We start from the raw sequence: 15,451 nt of genomic DNA, 5'->3' as shown, positions 1-15,451 counted from the left end.
GCATGGAAAACACCATGACCACCCATGAAAAACTGATCGCCCTGCTCGACCAACATCAGGCGCGCTATCGCGTGATGGAGCATGAAGCGACCGGCAAGTGCGAAGCGGTGGCGGCAATTCGTGGCACGGAAGTAGGGCAAGGCGCGAAGGCGCTGGTGTGTCATGTGAAAGGCAACGGTATCAAACAGCATGTGCTGGCGGTGCTGCCTGCCGATCAGCAAGCGGATCTCAGCAAGGTTGCTGCAGCGGTTGGCGGTCGCCGTGCTTCGCTGGCCTCGCCTGCGGAAGTGAATACGCTGACCGGCTGCGTATTCGGGGCTATTCCGCCGTTTAGCTTCCATCCTGATTTACAGCTGGTGGTCGATCCGCTGCTGTTTGAACGCTATGACGAAATCGCCTTCAATGCCGGAATGCTGGAGCAATCGGTGGTGCTGAATGTAGCGGATTATCAGGTGCTGCATAATGGTAACGTGATGAAAATAATCCTCTAATTGCCTTGCCAGGCCCTGAGCGGTACTCTTTCTGACTCAACATCACATCAAAAGAAGACCGATATTATGGCAAGTTCTCGTTTAACCACCTGCCTGCGTCACACGCTGGCGCTGGCTGTGCTGGCAGGTTGCGCGTTTGGCGCACAGGCAAAAATTGATCAGGTGCGTTTCGCAGTGGATCCCACCTATCCTCCTTTCGAATCCAAAACGCCACAGGGCAAACTGGTTGGTTTTGATATCGATCTCGGCAATGCGCTATGCGAGCAGATGCAGGCCAAATGCGTGTGGGTGGAGAGCCAGTTCGATGGCATGATCCCGGCGCTGAAAGCGCGCAAGTTCGACGCCATCTTGTCGGATATGGGCATCACCGAAGAACGTCTGAAGCAGATTGATTTCACCGTGCCGCTGTACGACACCCATACGCAGCTGATTGCGCGTAAAGGTTCTGGCTTGCTGCCAACTGCTGAATCGCTGAAAGGCAAAACCGTGGGCGTTGAGCAAGGCACCGTGCAGGAGCGATATGCGTTGGCCAAATGGCAGCCGCATGGCGTGCAGGTTGTGCCTTATGGCGATCAGGCGCAGGTAGAAAGCGACCTGATTTCGGGTCGACTTGACGTGGTGTTTACAGATGCCGCTCAAGCCGCCAATGGCTTCCTGAAACATCCGCAGGGCAAAGATTTCGAGCTGGCTGGCCCGATTGTGCAGGACCCAATTATCGGTCCGGGCACCGCGATAGGTCTGCGTAAAGGCGACACCGAACTGAAAACCGCACTGGATAACGCGTTTGCCGAACTGAAGAAGAACGGCACTTTCGAAAAAATTCAGAAAAAGTACTTCGCAACTGACATCTCCATCCAGCAGTAATCTTTTGGGCGGCTTTTTTGCCGCCCTTTTTGCACTCAGCACTATAATTCCATCAGAAAATGCATCTGGCGTCGCTGAAAGCGTGCCATGAATAAAGGACATCGATAGCGTTATGCAACAACAACATCATCCTCTATTAAGCGCCTCGCTGGGCACGCAACGCGAAATTGTCAGCTTCCACTTCGGCACCGATTCGCAGCAACGCGTCTATATTCAGGCTGCGCTGCACGGCGATGAACTGCCGGGCATGGCGGTGGCATGGTACTTGAAACAGAAACTGCTGGCGCTGGAATCTGCCGGACAACTCAAAGCCAAAATCACATTGGTGCCGGTGGCGAATCCTTTAGCCATGGGACAACACTGGCACGGTAGCCATCTCGGGCGTTTCCATACGTTATCAGGACAAGACTTTAACCGCCGCTTCCCGGCATTGGGTGAAGCGCTGGCTGAAGAACTTGCTGATTCCCTGACACAAAGTGAATACGAAAATAAACGCCTGATCAGGGAAGCGATTGATCGCCATTATCGTGACCGCATTGCCCGCACCGAACTGGATGCCCAGCGCTTTACGCTGATGCGTATGGCGAGCCAGGCCGATTTGATGATTGATCTACATTGTGACTGGGATGCGCTGCCGCACCTCTACACCACGCCGCACGCGTGGCCGGACATTGAACCTTTGGCGCGTTGGTTAGGCAGTGAAGTGCAGTTGTTGGCGCAGATATCTGGCGGTGAACCGTTTGATGAGGCTTGCTGTGAACCGTGGCTAACATTGGCAGAGCGTTTTGGTGATGAGTATCCGATGCCGCGCGGCTTGCTGCCGGTGACGCTGGAACTACGCGGTGTCGCGGATGTATCGCCTGAGATGGCGGAGAAAGATGCTGACGCGATTATCAATGCGCTGATTGAAGGTGGTTATATTGCCGGTGAAGTGGGTGAGTCCCCTGCCCTGATTCATCCAGCGACGGCGCTGGCGGGATGTGAGTATATCCATGCGGCGCAATCTGGATTGGTGTTTTACCGACGTAATTTGGGTGAGTGGATTAAGGCGGGGGAAGTGGTGGCTGAGGTTGTTGATCCGATTACTGACCAGGTGATGCCGCTGGTGGCGGAGTTTGGTGGCGTGTTGTATGCGAGGAATTTGACCAAGTTTGTGACGGCGGGGATGTTGGTGGTGCGGTTGGCTGGGGAGAATGCTGGGAGGCGGGGGGAGTTGTTGGTGGTGTAATTCTAGAACTAAATAGGGTTGAATATTTGGCCCAACAAGATAAGTGGGCCAACAAATTTTGTTCAATTTCAATAAAAACCAGTACTCAGTTACGTTTAAACTTTCTCATTAAAGCTCTTAGAGGCTGGGTAATCCTCCAGCTATTAGAGGTTAGTATTGCATGATTTTCTGTAGTAATATTTTTTAGCTTCACAGAAATACGAGCATTTTCTTCTAATAAGTTTTCGTAAGACAACTCTTTTTGACTAATCTCATTGAGCAAAGTTTTAATCTTAACATTTAATTCATGTTGAGAAAGTTCAATTTGTTGTTGCAAAGAAATATTAATATTTTCGTTATCAACTCCATTCGTAACTAACTTTGTCCATTCCATTTCAGGGAATGTATCAAGTTGGCTCCAGATGTTTTTCTCTTGTGGTATACAATTTATTTTTAAACCCTGCGAGTTTTTATTTCTTGAAAAAACATCCCACTCAGTTCCTGCGATATGACGAGAACCAAGAATGTTACTTTCTGATTTTTTCTTTTTTATTACACATAATGAATTCACAAAAGTAACTGAATGAATAGTTGAGTAGTCTACGCTATCAATGGATTCACAATTATAAAAACGATAAAATGGAGATAAATAATCTTTCGCATCACGCTTAACACCCCAATGCTCCTGATTTGGAACATCTGCAAGTTTTTTTAAGAATGACATTGAAGAATAGGGATAATACAACCCACCTTCAAAGCTTTCCCAATAACTTGCATGAAGATCTTCAATGATATATATCCCATCATCAGCAATTAATGGAAAGTAAAGCAAGAAAGATTTTATTATATCCGAAGAAACATGTGAGCCATCATCAATGATCACATCAAATGCAGAGGAAATTGATAAAATTTTTTCTTTTATTTCAACTGTTGATGAGTTTCCTATTACCACTTCGATTGAAGGGTTGTCATAATTTAATTTGGCACAATCAGGATTTATATCACAGCCAACCAGATGTTGAGCCGAAGAAAAGTATTTACTCCAAATTTCAAGCGAACCTCCGTTTTGTACGCCAATTTCTAAAAAACTTGACACATTAGAGCGCCGTTCAAAAAAAAGTTCATCATATACATCGAGATAAATATCCCATTTATCCGAAGATTTACCTTCATGCTGCTGGTACAGTTGCTTCAAATAGTTCATTTTATCAACTCGCAAAGTAACATTAAAACTATGATTGTTTATTAACACTAACTCTTTTACTAATTTATCATATACACATTTTAATATCGCTTGTTCAACACATCATAAACCTTGATATGAACGCTCCGAAGAAATATAATTTTACACTTACCAGGACATTAGCATAACATTCGAATTTGAAAAATCCCAAGCGTGATGATAACGGATGGCGACTTTATCCTCTTTTTTCAACCCATTGATAGATTGAACTCATATGAAATATTCGTCTGTTTTTAAACTACTTCGGAGTGACCCGGCTTCGAACTCACAATCACAGAATAGTACGCATGTGCCCTCACAAGACCAGTTCGCGGATTTTTTATCCAATCTTGCAAGGTCGCGTCCGGACTTATCAGATGCGTATATCAAAAGTCTTTTATTAGATGAAAAACAATATCTTTCATTCTATCAAGATATAAAAAACTCCGGATTGTCGGGGACTTATCATTACTATACATATGGATACAAAGAAGGGCGCGAATTTTTTGAACCTAATTTTCGTGCTATAAAAAAATCAGAACGCTTTGAATCTGGACAATCAATAATTTTCTTTGACACTGTTAAGACAAATGCTTCTTTTCTTTATCGCGGATACTTCCCAGAAGTGCGAAAAAATTCTTCGGTAATCATCCATCAGGACACGAGTTTTCTGGACTCCGTTAAAGAGATTTTTACAGCAAAAGAGATGGTATTCATCCGCCCCAGTAATGGTAGCCGAAAAACAAAATACTTTATGCATCTTTGCCGTACTTTGAATGTAAAAATCATAATTGATGTGGATGATCTTTTACTTCCAGATTACTCGGAGTACAAAGGGGCTGTTCGCTCAGGTATTTCTGATTACCATCAAATACTTAAGGATATGACCAGAGACTCATCTATTTTATTAGGCGCAGACCAGATGGTATGTTCAACTAAAACCATCGCCAATTTACATTCTGATTTGATTGAGAACATCACAATCTCTAAAAACAAATTACCTCGAGAGTATTTTCTTCCCAGAGAGAGTTTAGGCAAAAAAATTATTAGTAGAAAAGTCCGGGTGTTGTATTTATCAGGATCAAAAACTCACTTAAAGGACTATAGTACAATCAGTGGCCCCCTGATGAAACTGGCGCAAGATTATCCTAATAAGTTTTGTTTGAGTTTCTTAGGTATGGTTAGCGACCAAACGTCTATATTTTCACATCTCGGTGTAGAGTGTAATTTTTTACCATTAGTTAATTTTAATGAAATGCTTTCTGAAATTAATAAACATGACATCGTTTTAGTCCCGTTAGAAAAAACAGTTTTTAATGATGCTAAATCAAATATCAAGTTTATAGAAGCCGCATCTCAGGGTGTTGCTGTTATTGCATCTTCCGTTGCAGAATACGTTGATTGTATTAAAAATAACGAAAATGGTTGGATATGCTCCACTGAGGATGAATGGTATGCAACTCTTTCTTATTTATTTGATAATCCGGAAGCTATTACTAACGCTTCGCTTAAAGCATTTGACTCAGCAATTGCAGGTTACAGTTTATGAATAATTTCACTATCAAAGGTATCTTTACTTCTGCTGGAAATAATAGGAATGATAGTCACATTATCTACTTGCCATTTAATAGGTCTCACTTTGAACTTGCCTTAATTGTTGCAGAGCAAAGTCGTTATGAAAGTTACATATATTCCGAAAACTTTGAATTAATTGCAAGAGAGTATTTAACATTAAACCCAGAAAGTAAAATAAAATTCATACTTGACAAAGATTCTGTTGCTGGACTTTTACCAAATATGGATAAGGCAGTGGTTTTCTTGGGCTATGTAGTTCCATTCATTCCTATTACAATTAATGAAATTGTCTCTGCTTGTTTGAAGGTGAAATTACCTATATACGAAATCCCACATGGCATGTTCCAGACAGGAATAAACTTAGCTGATGACTCAAAACTAATAAGTACACGTTCACATTACTTTGGTTTTGGTGGTATGTTGCCATCAATTTCTGATAAAAAGCTACAGTGGTTTGGCGATCAGGGATTTGGATATCCAAGAACAATAAAAAAAGGATCTTACAAAACAAGGCAGTTACCAAAATTCACTTTAATCACGTCTAATACTAATTGGTATCTATATTCACCTTCAGATAAAAGGGCTTTTTATGCTGAAATATTTAATTATGCTAAAAATAACCCTGCGGAAGTTTTTATTTGGTGTGTTCACCCTGCAGAACTATCTGAACATGCATTCAGTTCAAATGCGTTAGATTACAGACCTAAAAATATATATTTATATGGAATGGATAAAGATATTTATTTCGGTGGAATAGAAGGTTCTGATGATTTAATACCATACTGTGAGTATGGTATTTCTACAGTCACAACGTGTTTATTAGATTACGAAATACATAACAAAAGAGTTAATCTATTTAGATGTGATGGTGTAAATGAACTAATTAAAGTCATTGCTGAAAAACATACATTTTCAGTATCATCAGAAATAACACCTAACGCTTGTTTTTTCAGAACGGGCTTCCTCAAGGAATTTAACCCTGAAATCTATGATCATCTCCTTTCAGAAGAAATTATTATTGCAGACAACTCGAAACATAATTATCTGTCATCATTTTTGATACAGCCATTGTCAGTTTAAAAAAAAGCCTCTTAAAGAGGCTTTTTTTTCTATAGTTTAATCCAACCACTCAGTGTGGAATACGCCATCTTTATCAATGCGCTTATAAGTATGCGCACCGAAATAATCACGCTGAGCCTGAATCAGATTTGCCGGCAGAACTTCTGAACGATAGCTATCGTAGTAAGCAATAGCAGCTGAGAAGGTCGGCGTTGGAATACCGTTCTGAATGGCGTAAGACACTACATCACGCAGCGCCTGCTGGTACTCATCTGCAATGTTCTTGAAATAAGGATCCAGCAGCAGGTTAGCAATGTTAGCGTCCTGTGCGTATGCATCAGTAATCTTCTGCAGGAATTGCGCACGAATAATGCATCCGGCACGGAAAATCTTCGCAATTTCACCGTATTGCAGATCCCAGTTATTCTCTTCCGACGCAGCGCGCAACTGTGAGAAGCCCTGAGCATAGGAAACGATCTTGCCCAGATAAAGAGCGCGACGGACTTTCTCGACGAACTCAGCCTTATCGCCAGTAAATTCTTTAACCTGAGGGCCGCTCAGCACTTTAGAAGCTGCAACACGTTGGGTCTTCAGAGAAGAAAGATAGCGTGCAAATACTGACTCAGTGATCAGTGAGAGCGGCTCGCCGAGATCCAGTGAGCTCTGGCTAGTCCACTTACCGGTGCCTTTGTTAGCGGCTTCATCCAGAATCACATCAACCAGGTATTTACCGTCTTCATCTTTCTTAGTGAAGATATCTTTGGTGATGTCGATTAAGTAGCTGCTTAACTCACCGTTGTTCCAGTCAGTAAAGGTTTTTGCCAGCTCTTCATTGTCGAGGCCTAACGCGCCTTTCAACAGTGCATAAGCTTCAGCAATCAGCTGCATATCACCGTATTCGATGCCGTTATGCACCATTTTTACATAGTGACCAGCACCGTTTGGACCGATGTAAGCAACACAAGCTTCGCCATCTTCCGCACGAGCAGCAATCTTATCTAAAATTGGTGCAACCAATTCATATGCTTCTTTCTGGCCGCCAGGCATGATGGAAGGCCCTTTCAGTGCGCCCTCTTCACCACCGGAAACACCGGTACCAATGAAATTGAAGCCCTGATCAGAAAGTTCTTTGTTACGGCGGACAGTATCTTTATAGAAGGTGTTACCACCATCAATCAAGATGTCGCCCTTGTCCAAATGCGGGGTCAAAGAAGCAATCGTTTTATCTGTAGCTTCACCAGCCTGTACCATCAAAAGGATACGACGTGGTTTTTCCAGCGATTCAACAAACTCTTCAACGGTGTAAAAAGGTGCCAGTTTCTTGCCTTGGTTCTCAGCGATGACTTCATCCGTCTTTTCGCGTGAACGGTTGAAAATAGAGACTGTGTAGCCGCGGCTCTCAATGTTAAGAGCCAAGTTACGGCCCATAACTGCCATACCGACAACACCGATTTGTTGCTTGGACATTATCTACTCCTGTCTGAAGTTACCGTCACAAACACAAGTTTGTGATTGAAGTGGCAAATATGTTAACTCATCTATCACCAATAAAGGTAGTGAATGGTGCGATGATAAAACACACAAGAAATGTGGATGATTATGTATTGGTTAACAAATCACCTTTTTTGATATTTGACTTGAAATATAACGGCAACACTTCCTCTGGAGTACCGTCCATTTTTACCGTGCCGTGCTCGAGCCAAAGAATTCTTGTACAGGTTTTTCTTAACAATTCGTTACTATGGCTTGCAAGAATCAATATCTTCGTTGCATTAATAATATTGGTTAATCGAGTTTCAGCTTTTTCTTTAAAGCCTTCGTCGCCTACAGATAGCCATTCATCCATAAGGAGGATTTCGGGAGTAAAAATAGTACTAACACTAAACCCTAAACGCATCTGCATACCAGACGAGTAAGTACGAACAGGCATGTCAATGAAGTCACCCAGATCGGTGAATTCAATGATCTCTTCAATTCGCGTATCGATTTCTTTTTTCCGCAATCCTAATAAGGCACCGCGAATATAGATATTTTCTCTTCCCGTAAATTCCTGATTGATCCCTAATGAAATAGAAATTAACGAACCAATGTCGCCTTCAATCTTAGCGCTGCCGCTGGTTGGATGATAGACTTTACTAAACATCCTTAGCAGCGTTGTTTTACCCGCACCATTATGGCCAATTAGCCCGACTCGCTCGCCATCTTTGATTTCGAAGTTAAGATTATTAAGGGCCGAAACCACAACTTTACCATCGTGCTGACCAACCTTTCCACCGGTAGCAAAATTGATAAAGTTCTTTTTAATCGATCTTGCCTGGGCGTTGAATATTGGGAAATCAATACCCACGTTTTCAAATTTAATAATAGCCATTACATTACACCCAATAAGGAACGCGGTATTTATATTTGCTCGTCATCGCAATCGATAGAGCCAAACCGACTACTGCCATAACGCCAGCAATGATGTAACTGCTCATCATTGGGATCTCACCTAATAATGGACCTCTTACCAAGTCAATCAAATGATAAAGAGGGTTAAAGGTGAGTAATGCTGCGGCAGCACTGTGTGAGAGAAGTTTCGGCATCCAAATTACTGGGGTCAGATAGAAAATAACCTGCATAATACTTAACACAATTTGTGTCATATCACGGAAGCGCGCACAAATCATCGAAAGAATCATTAATGCCCAGGTTAAATTCAAAATCAGCAGGATAAAACCAGGTATCACCAGGAAAACAGTCCAGTCTACACTTTTCTGCACTGCAATCAGAACCAGAGGGAATATAACGATATTGTGCAGGAAGATGATGAAGTTTTTCCAAATTACACGCATCACGTGAACGTGTAATGGAACAGGTAACTGCTTAATAATCCCTTCTGAAGATATCAGGGCATCACAACCTTCTGAGATGGAGCTTTGGATAAAACTCCATGTTATCAAACCAAGAGTTAGATAGGGCAAAAACTCTTTGACATTGGTTTTGAAAAGATTACCAAAAACTAATCCCATGGTCGTGATCATAACTGCCATACTAATTGTGATCCAAAACGGCCCCATCTTGGACCGTTTGTATCGCATCTTAATGTCCTGACCACCCATCACTTTTACAACGTGAAAGTTTCTTAACGCAGAGGTGAAGTCATCCCACCCTACTGATTTTTGCTTATTCGACATTACAAAATTCCAAATTGGTACGCCAGACGATTTAATCCGACAAGGAACTTATCACCGCACAGACGAGCCAAGATAAGTGTCATAAACTCTTCCCTTTGAGATTCATCAAGCTGATCTCTTAACTTGATAATATCATTCATGCTACAAACGCAGCGGAACATCAAATCAAGCTTAATTATAGGTAAACCACAATTATGTAATGCGAGGCAATTAACGTGGATTTGCGACCCCATCGTAAATTCATCCAGATACAAAGATATCAATCTTTGTTTGAACTGGCTGTTTAGCAATGCTTCTTTGTGCGAGTAATTTCTGAAGAAATTCACTGCTTCTAAGTAATCAACCTTGCTTGAGCTTAGTGTTGAATATTCTTTATCAACAGAGTTGTATTCCACAACATTGTCACTTGCAAATGCCAACTTTTCAGTTCTCTTATTAGAGAGAATGTATTTATTATAATAAGATGATAAGACTTCATCACTTGCGATTAAGCCGGTAATGGATTTATTTGTCCAGGCACTGACACCTTCACGACGATAGTAATAGTAATTCTCATAGAAAACCTCATCACTGCTCAGCTTTTTCTCCATGAACGAGACATTGAAAAGAGACTTGAAATTTTGCTCTGAACTAACCAGTGACTTAAGAAGCTTACTTAAACCGAACTCACCTCTTTTTATTACTAAAGGTCTAACGTTCGATGACTTATAGTTTAACCAAAAACTTTTGAACTTTTCATTCTTAGCTATTTTGCCTGCTACTGAAATACAGAATGAGCCAAGGTGATGAGAGTGCTGACTGTTTTCTGTAGCACCGATTACTTCAACGTTAGTATCAAATAAATTTTTAACAAATTCAGGCAAGCCATTCTTTGAGAAAAACACACTGTCATTGATGATAAGTAACCGTTCACATTTTTCTTCAAAACCTGCATCGTAGAAATATTTCATCCCTGCTTTATAGCTGCCGAAATCACGCCCGTAATTATCACGCTCTATATAAACATCGGTTAACTCAGAAGGGTAATTTTGTTCTTCTAACCTTAAGGTATTAACGGCAATAACAAATACATTATTGCGCTTCGCTTCTTTTAACAGCTCAAGTGTATCATTTCTAAGCGATGATTTCTCATAGAGCGCAAGCAGCATAACCTTGCCACCCGTGAAGTCATTCTTGACTTTAATATTCGTATATTTTTTTGTCTTAATATCATCGCGAATTGATAGTACGCCATAATATAGATAAATTACAATTTTCAGGAAAAACCTGATAATCATAAAAATAATTCTTTTCATATTAACACCGTCGATGGTTAAACTAATTTCCTAAAGAGATTCATGATAAAGAAAGCACATGTTTCAATGAAGCTTTGTCTATAAAATCCACCCTTAATAAAGTTAGTAATTCGTTTCAAAAGACTTCCATTCAAAGCACTAAATCTTTCGTAATCACGTCTGTTGTCAGCCGGCATTCTGTCTTTCAAACACTCAAGCGCCATACAATTTTTCTCGCTCCAGCATTTAAATTCACCTGCAAACAAACGATTAAATCTTGTGAGCTTAGACAAAATACCCGTGTTGCTGCCCACTAAATTCTGCCCATGCTGGCGGTAGAGAATCTTTGGTTCCCGATCGTAGATTACTGTTCCATTCATTGCACTGCATATGATATACAAAATCCAGTCATGAGAAACAATCGGAAGGTTGGCAGGGAATGTCTCAAACACCGTTTTTAGTCCACGACTAAAAACCATCGTGTTGCCGCCCGCATAACTTTGCAAAAGTGCATTACTAAAAGTAAATTCTTTGAGAAAACAGGGTGAATAACCAATATTAACTTCGTCAGAATCAATTAGCTTTGTGCGGGAGCCATATAAAGCATAGTTGTCAGTAGAGAAATCATTTGTTGTTAACTGATTAATAGCCTCTTCCAGCTTATTGTTACACCAAATGTCATCCTGATCACAAAAGGCATAGAACGGCGAATCAATATCTTTTCTATTAAGCAGGTTGTAGAAATTCGCAGCAAATCCTTTACCTGGCCCCTGAAACAGGATAACTCTGCCTTCAGAAAATTCTTTGGCAAAGCGGGTAATGATTTCACAGGTGCTATCTGTTGAACCATCATCAGAAACAATGAGCGTCCAATTAGTATAAGTTTGAGAAGCAATGGAACGCAGTTGCTTTTCTAAATATTTTTCACCATTATAAGTACCCATCAGGATACTTATTTTTCCTTTATCGCTCATCATCATCAGCTATATAAAAAAAGGATGAGCTAATCCTCATCCTTAGTTTCGGGAATCAATCAAATGTCACTGCTTGTGCAAATGGCGTTCCGTCTTTATCTTTAGCAGAAAGCGCGGGGAGTTCATTTGCACCGATTGGCCAGGTAATATTGAGGTCTGAATCGTTCCAAAGTAATGAATGTTCATTTTTAGGATTATAATAATCAGTACATTTATAAACAAATTCAGCACTTTCAGATGTCACATAAAAACCATGAGCAAAGCCTTCTGGAACCCACAGCTGACGCTTATTATCAGCTGACAGGTATACACCAACCCATTTTCCAAAAGTTGGTGAGGACTTTCTCATATCAACTGCCACATCATACACTTCACCAGAGACAACCCTGACGAGTTTACCTTGTGTATTTGTGGTTTGATAATGTAAGCCACGTAAAATACCTTTAGAAGATTTCGAATGGTTATCCTGTACGAAGCTACGTGGACAAACTAGTTCTTCAAACTTCTTCTGTTGCCAGGTTTCCATAAAGAAACCTCTTTCATCACCAAAAACGGCTGGCTCAATGATTTTCACATCAGGAATATCAGTATCAATAATCTTCATTAGAGCTTTCCGTTATAGAGCGCCATCAGGTATTTGCCGTAATCATTTTTGAGCAGTGGCTGTGCCAGCTCTTTCAATTTTTCAGCATCAATAAAGCCCATACGGAACGCAATTTCTTCCGGGCATGCAACTTTAAGGCCCTGACGGGTTTCGATGGTTTGTATAAAGTTATTCGCTTCAATCAGGCTCTGGTGAGTCCCTGTATCTAACCAGGCGTGACCGCGCCCCATAATGGACACTGACAATTCACCCTTTTCTAAATACAAGTTATTAATATCAGTAATCTCTAACTCACCACGCGGTGAAGGCTTAAGATTTTTAGCCAATTCAACAACGCTATTGTCATAGAAATACAAGCCCGTTACCGCATAGCTACTTTTAGGTTCAGTTGGCTTTTCTACTAATGAAACAGCTTTCCCAGTTTCATCAAACTCAACAACACCATAACGTTCTGGATCGTGAACATGATAAGCGAATACTGTCGCACCACTTTTTTTACTAGAGGCTTCTTCGAGCTGCTTGTGTAAATCGTGACCATAAAAAATGTTATCGCCCAGAATCAACGCGCAGTTATCGTTGCCGATGAACTCTTCACCCAAAATGAAAGCTTGCGCCAAACCGTCTGGGCTTTCCTGCACTTTGTACTGAATGTTTAAGCCCCATTGGGAACCGTCGCCAAGCAGGCTTTCAAAACGCGGCGTATCCTGCGGCGTGCTGATAATTAAAATGTCACGAATACCCGCTAACATCAGAGTGCTGAGCGGATAGTAAATCATTGGCTTATCGTAGATTGGCAATAGCTGCTTACTGACGGCCATCGTCACTGGATAAAGGCGTGTTCCTGAACCGCCAGCAAGGATGATTCCTTTTTTACTATTCACAACGTTATCCTTTAATTTATTAATCTGATTCAATACTGCTTAATTATAAAGTTCATCCAGCATACGTTTTACACCAACCTTCCATTCCGGAAGCGTTAATTCAAAAACGCTGGTGAATTTGCTGGTATTGAGCCTTGAATTAGATGGGCGTTTAGCTGGCGTAGGGAAAGCTGCAGTTTCAACAGTATTCACCGCTTTTACTTTCAGCTCTAGACCTTTTTCACGGACACAATTAAGCACGAACTCGGCATAGGCGTGCCAGGTTGTCACGCCTGAAGCGATAAGATTATAAATGCCCGATTTTTCAGGATTAGCCAGAGTCGCTTTGATTGCATGCGCAGTACTGTCCGCAATCAATTCTGCGCCGGTTGGCGCACCAAATTGATCGTTGATGACAGATAGGGCTTCTCGTTCCTGCGCCAAACGAATCATCGTTTTAGCGAAGTTATTGCCTTTGGCGGCATAGACCCAACTGGTGCGCAAAATTAAATAGTGAGGTGCATCGGCGATGATCGCCTCTTCACCCTGACGCTTAGTCTTGCCATAAGCATTTAGTGGTGCAGTCGCATCGTCCTCGTTCCACGGACGCTCGCCGCTGCCATCAAACACATAATCCGTTGAGTAGTGAACCAGTAACGCCCCAACATCACGCGCCGCGCAAGCCAATGCTTTTACACTGGTTGCGTTGATCAACTCAGCATTGTGCAAATCGCTTTCAGCTTTATCGACAGCCGTATAAGCCGCGGCATTCACAATCACGTCAGGCTTAATATCCCATACCGTTTTTTCGATGCCGGTAGGATCAGTTAAATCGCCGCAGTAATCTGTTGAATGACGATCTAAAGCAATGATCTCACCCAACGGTGCCAAAGCACGCTGCAGTTCCCAACCAACCTGCCCATTTTTACCTAATAGCAAAATTTTCATTAGCTACGCTTCTCGTAGTTTTGCTCAATCCAGTTTTGATACGCCCCGCTTTTCACATGCTCAACCCACTGCTGGTTGTCGAGATACCACTGCACGGTTTTACGTAAGCCGGATTCAAAGCTTTCCTGCGGTTTCCATCCGAGATCGCGTTCAATTTTCGAAGCGTCAATCGCGTAGCGACGATCGTGGCCCGGACGATCTGCAACATAGGTAATTTGCTGAGCATATGAAGTCTCTTTCGGACGCAGCTCATCCAGCAGTTCACATACCTTGTGCACCACCTCGAGATTTTGCTTCTCGTTATGGCCGCCGATGTTGTAAGTGGTGCCGGTTTTCGCCTGCGTCACTACGGTATAAAGCGCACGAGCATGATCTTCGACATACAGCCAATCGCGGATTTGGTCACCCTTACCATAAATTGGCAGCGGTTTTCCTTCCAGCGCATTGCTGATGATAAGCGGGATGAGTTTTTCCGGGAAATGATAAGGGCCGTAGTTGTTGGAACAGTTGGTCACAACGATCGGCAAGCCGTAGGTGCGGCCCCATGCGCGAACCAGATGGTCGCTTGCGGCTTTGGTAGAAGAGTATGGGCTGCTTGGTGCGTATGGGGTTTCTTCAGTGAACAATGGAAGCTCACCTGATGTTTCATCAGGATGAGGTAAGTCGCCATACACTTCATCTGTAGAGATATGGTGGAAACGAAAAGCCTGTTTTTTATCAGCGTCCAATGCAGCCCAATATTGGCGGCTTGCTTCCAGTAACGCATAGGTTCCGACGACATTCGTCTGAACGAATTCTGAAGGTCCAGTAATAGAGCGATCAACATGGCTCTCTGCTGCCAGATGCATTACCGCATCAGGCTGAAATTCGTTGAATACGTTCAGTAAAGCTACACCATCGCAAATATCAACTTTTCTGAAGTTATAACGCGCGTTTTGGCTTTCAGCTTTCAGTGATTCAAGGTTGCCAGCATAGGTCAATTTATCGACGTTAATCACTTCATCATTGGTATGGTTGATAATATGACGAACTACTGCCGAACCGATAAATCCTGCACCACCTGTAATTAAGATTTTCATAACGTCCCGTTTTTCCTGACTCGCTCAGTGAGGCTTATACCAATTGGAATTATTCTACTGTGTCATTCAGCCACGCTACCGCCCTTGGGTTGCAGCTCCCACATAGCTGATGTTTAAG

General features: G+C 42.2%; 15 protein-coding genes. 5 read left to right on the top strand and 10 right to left on the bottom strand.

Annotated features, from left to right (window positions below; translation table 11 throughout):
• The first annotated feature begins 14 nt into the window (after positions 1-14).
• From PZBJ_RS16550 to PZBJ_RS16540, 3 genes are all read left to right on the top strand, one after another.
• Positions 15-491, top strand: a complete 477-nt coding sequence (locus PZBJ_RS16550) for a YbaK/prolyl-tRNA synthetase associated domain-containing protein (protein ID WP_101763426.1) — start codon at positions 15-17, stop codon at positions 489-491.
• 66 nt (positions 492-557) lie between these two features.
• Positions 558-1,355, top strand: a complete 798-nt coding sequence (locus PZBJ_RS16545; RefSeq protein ID WP_101763385.1) for an ABC transporter substrate-binding protein — start codon at positions 558-560, stop codon at positions 1,353-1,355.
• A 112-nt stretch (positions 1,356-1,467) separates the two neighbouring features.
• Positions 1,468-2,583 (top strand): succinylglutamate desuccinylase/aspartoacylase family protein, encoded by a 1,116-nt coding sequence (locus PZBJ_RS16540; protein ID WP_101763384.1) that lies wholly within the window; start codon positions 1,468-1,470, stop codon positions 2,581-2,583.
• An 85-nt stretch (positions 2,584-2,668) separates the two neighbouring features.
• Here the strand turns inward: PZBJ_RS16540 and PZBJ_RS16535 are convergent, their stop codons facing one another.
• Positions 2,669-3,814, bottom strand: coding sequence for a class I SAM-dependent methyltransferase (locus PZBJ_RS16535; protein WP_146001301.1), 1,146 nt, complete (start codon positions 3,812-3,814; stop codon positions 2,669-2,671).
• Between the two features lie 280 nt (positions 3,815-4,094).
• Here PZBJ_RS16535 and PZBJ_RS16530 point away from each other — a divergent pair, with 280 nt between their 5' ends.
• Together PZBJ_RS16530 and PZBJ_RS24045 are read left to right on the top strand one after the other, a co-directional pair.
• The gene (locus PZBJ_RS16530) at positions 4,095-5,333 is read left to right on the top strand and encodes a glycosyltransferase (protein WP_158238612.1); all 1,239 of its coding nucleotides are present in this window, start codon (positions 4,095-4,097) and stop codon (positions 5,331-5,333) included.
• Complete coding sequence (locus PZBJ_RS24045; RefSeq protein WP_146001300.1) at positions 5,330-6,439, top strand: hypothetical protein; 1,110 nt, start codon at positions 5,330-5,332, stop codon at positions 6,437-6,439. Before PZBJ_RS16530 ends, PZBJ_RS24045 begins: the two co-directional genes overlap by 4 nt.
• 36 nt (positions 6,440-6,475) lie before the next feature.
• On the opposite strand, the gene gndA is transcribed toward PZBJ_RS24045, so the two are convergent.
• From gndA to rfbB, 9 genes are all read right to left on the bottom strand, one after another.
• On the bottom strand, positions 6,476-7,885 hold the full coding sequence (gndA, locus tag PZBJ_RS16525) for an NADP-dependent phosphogluconate dehydrogenase (RefSeq protein ID WP_101763381.1): 1,410 nt from the start codon (positions 7,883-7,885) through the stop codon (positions 6,476-6,478).
• 130 nt (positions 7,886-8,015) lie between these two features.
• Entirely contained in the window at positions 8,016-8,789 is a 774-nt protein-coding gene (locus PZBJ_RS16520; protein WP_101763380.1) for an ABC transporter ATP-binding protein, read from the bottom strand.
• 4 nt (positions 8,790-8,793) lie between these two features.
• The gene (locus PZBJ_RS16515; protein ID WP_101763379.1) at positions 8,794-9,594 is read right to left on the bottom strand and encodes an ABC transporter permease; all 801 of its coding nucleotides are present in this window, start codon (positions 9,592-9,594) and stop codon (positions 8,794-8,796) included.
• Positions 9,594-10,889 (bottom strand): rhamnan synthesis F family protein, encoded by a 1,296-nt coding sequence (locus tag PZBJ_RS16510; protein WP_101763378.1) that lies wholly within the window; start codon positions 10,887-10,889, stop codon positions 9,594-9,596. Before PZBJ_RS16510 ends, PZBJ_RS16515 begins: the two co-directional genes overlap by 1 nt.
• A 17-nt stretch (positions 10,890-10,906) precedes the next feature.
• Complete coding sequence (locus PZBJ_RS16505) at positions 10,907-11,812, bottom strand: glycosyltransferase family 2 protein (RefSeq protein WP_158238611.1); 906 nt, start codon at positions 11,810-11,812, stop codon at positions 10,907-10,909.
• 85 nt (positions 11,813-11,897) lie between these two features.
• The gene (gene rfbC / locus PZBJ_RS16500; RefSeq protein WP_101763376.1) at positions 11,898-12,446 is read right to left on the bottom strand and encodes a dTDP-4-dehydrorhamnose 3,5-epimerase; all 549 of its coding nucleotides are present in this window, start codon (positions 12,444-12,446) and stop codon (positions 11,898-11,900) included.
• A complete protein-coding gene (gene rfbA / locus PZBJ_RS16495; protein WP_101763425.1) occupies positions 12,446-13,327 on the bottom strand; it encodes a glucose-1-phosphate thymidylyltransferase RfbA in 882 nt (293 codons plus the stop codon). Before rfbA ends, rfbC begins: the two co-directional genes overlap by 1 nt.
• Before the next feature lie 39 nt (positions 13,328-13,366).
• Positions 13,367-14,254 carry a dTDP-4-dehydrorhamnose reductase gene (rfbD, locus tag PZBJ_RS16490; RefSeq protein WP_101763375.1) on the bottom strand — a complete coding sequence of 296 codons (888 nt, stop codon included), beginning with the start codon at positions 14,252-14,254 and terminating at the stop codon, positions 13,367-13,369.
• On the bottom strand, positions 14,254-15,333 hold the full coding sequence (gene rfbB / locus PZBJ_RS16485) for a dTDP-glucose 4,6-dehydratase (protein ID WP_101763374.1): 1,080 nt from the start codon (positions 15,331-15,333) through the stop codon (positions 14,254-14,256). Before rfbB ends, rfbD begins: the two co-directional genes overlap by 1 nt.
• Between the last annotated feature and the right edge of the window lie 118 nt (positions 15,334-15,451).

The organism is Pantoea endophytica, assembly GCF_002858935.1.
In the GTDB taxonomy this organism is placed as follows: Bacteria; Pseudomonadota; Gammaproteobacteria; order Enterobacterales; family Enterobacteriaceae; genus Pantoea; species Pantoea leporis.
This window is presented reverse-complemented; position numbering and strand designations above follow the sequence as displayed.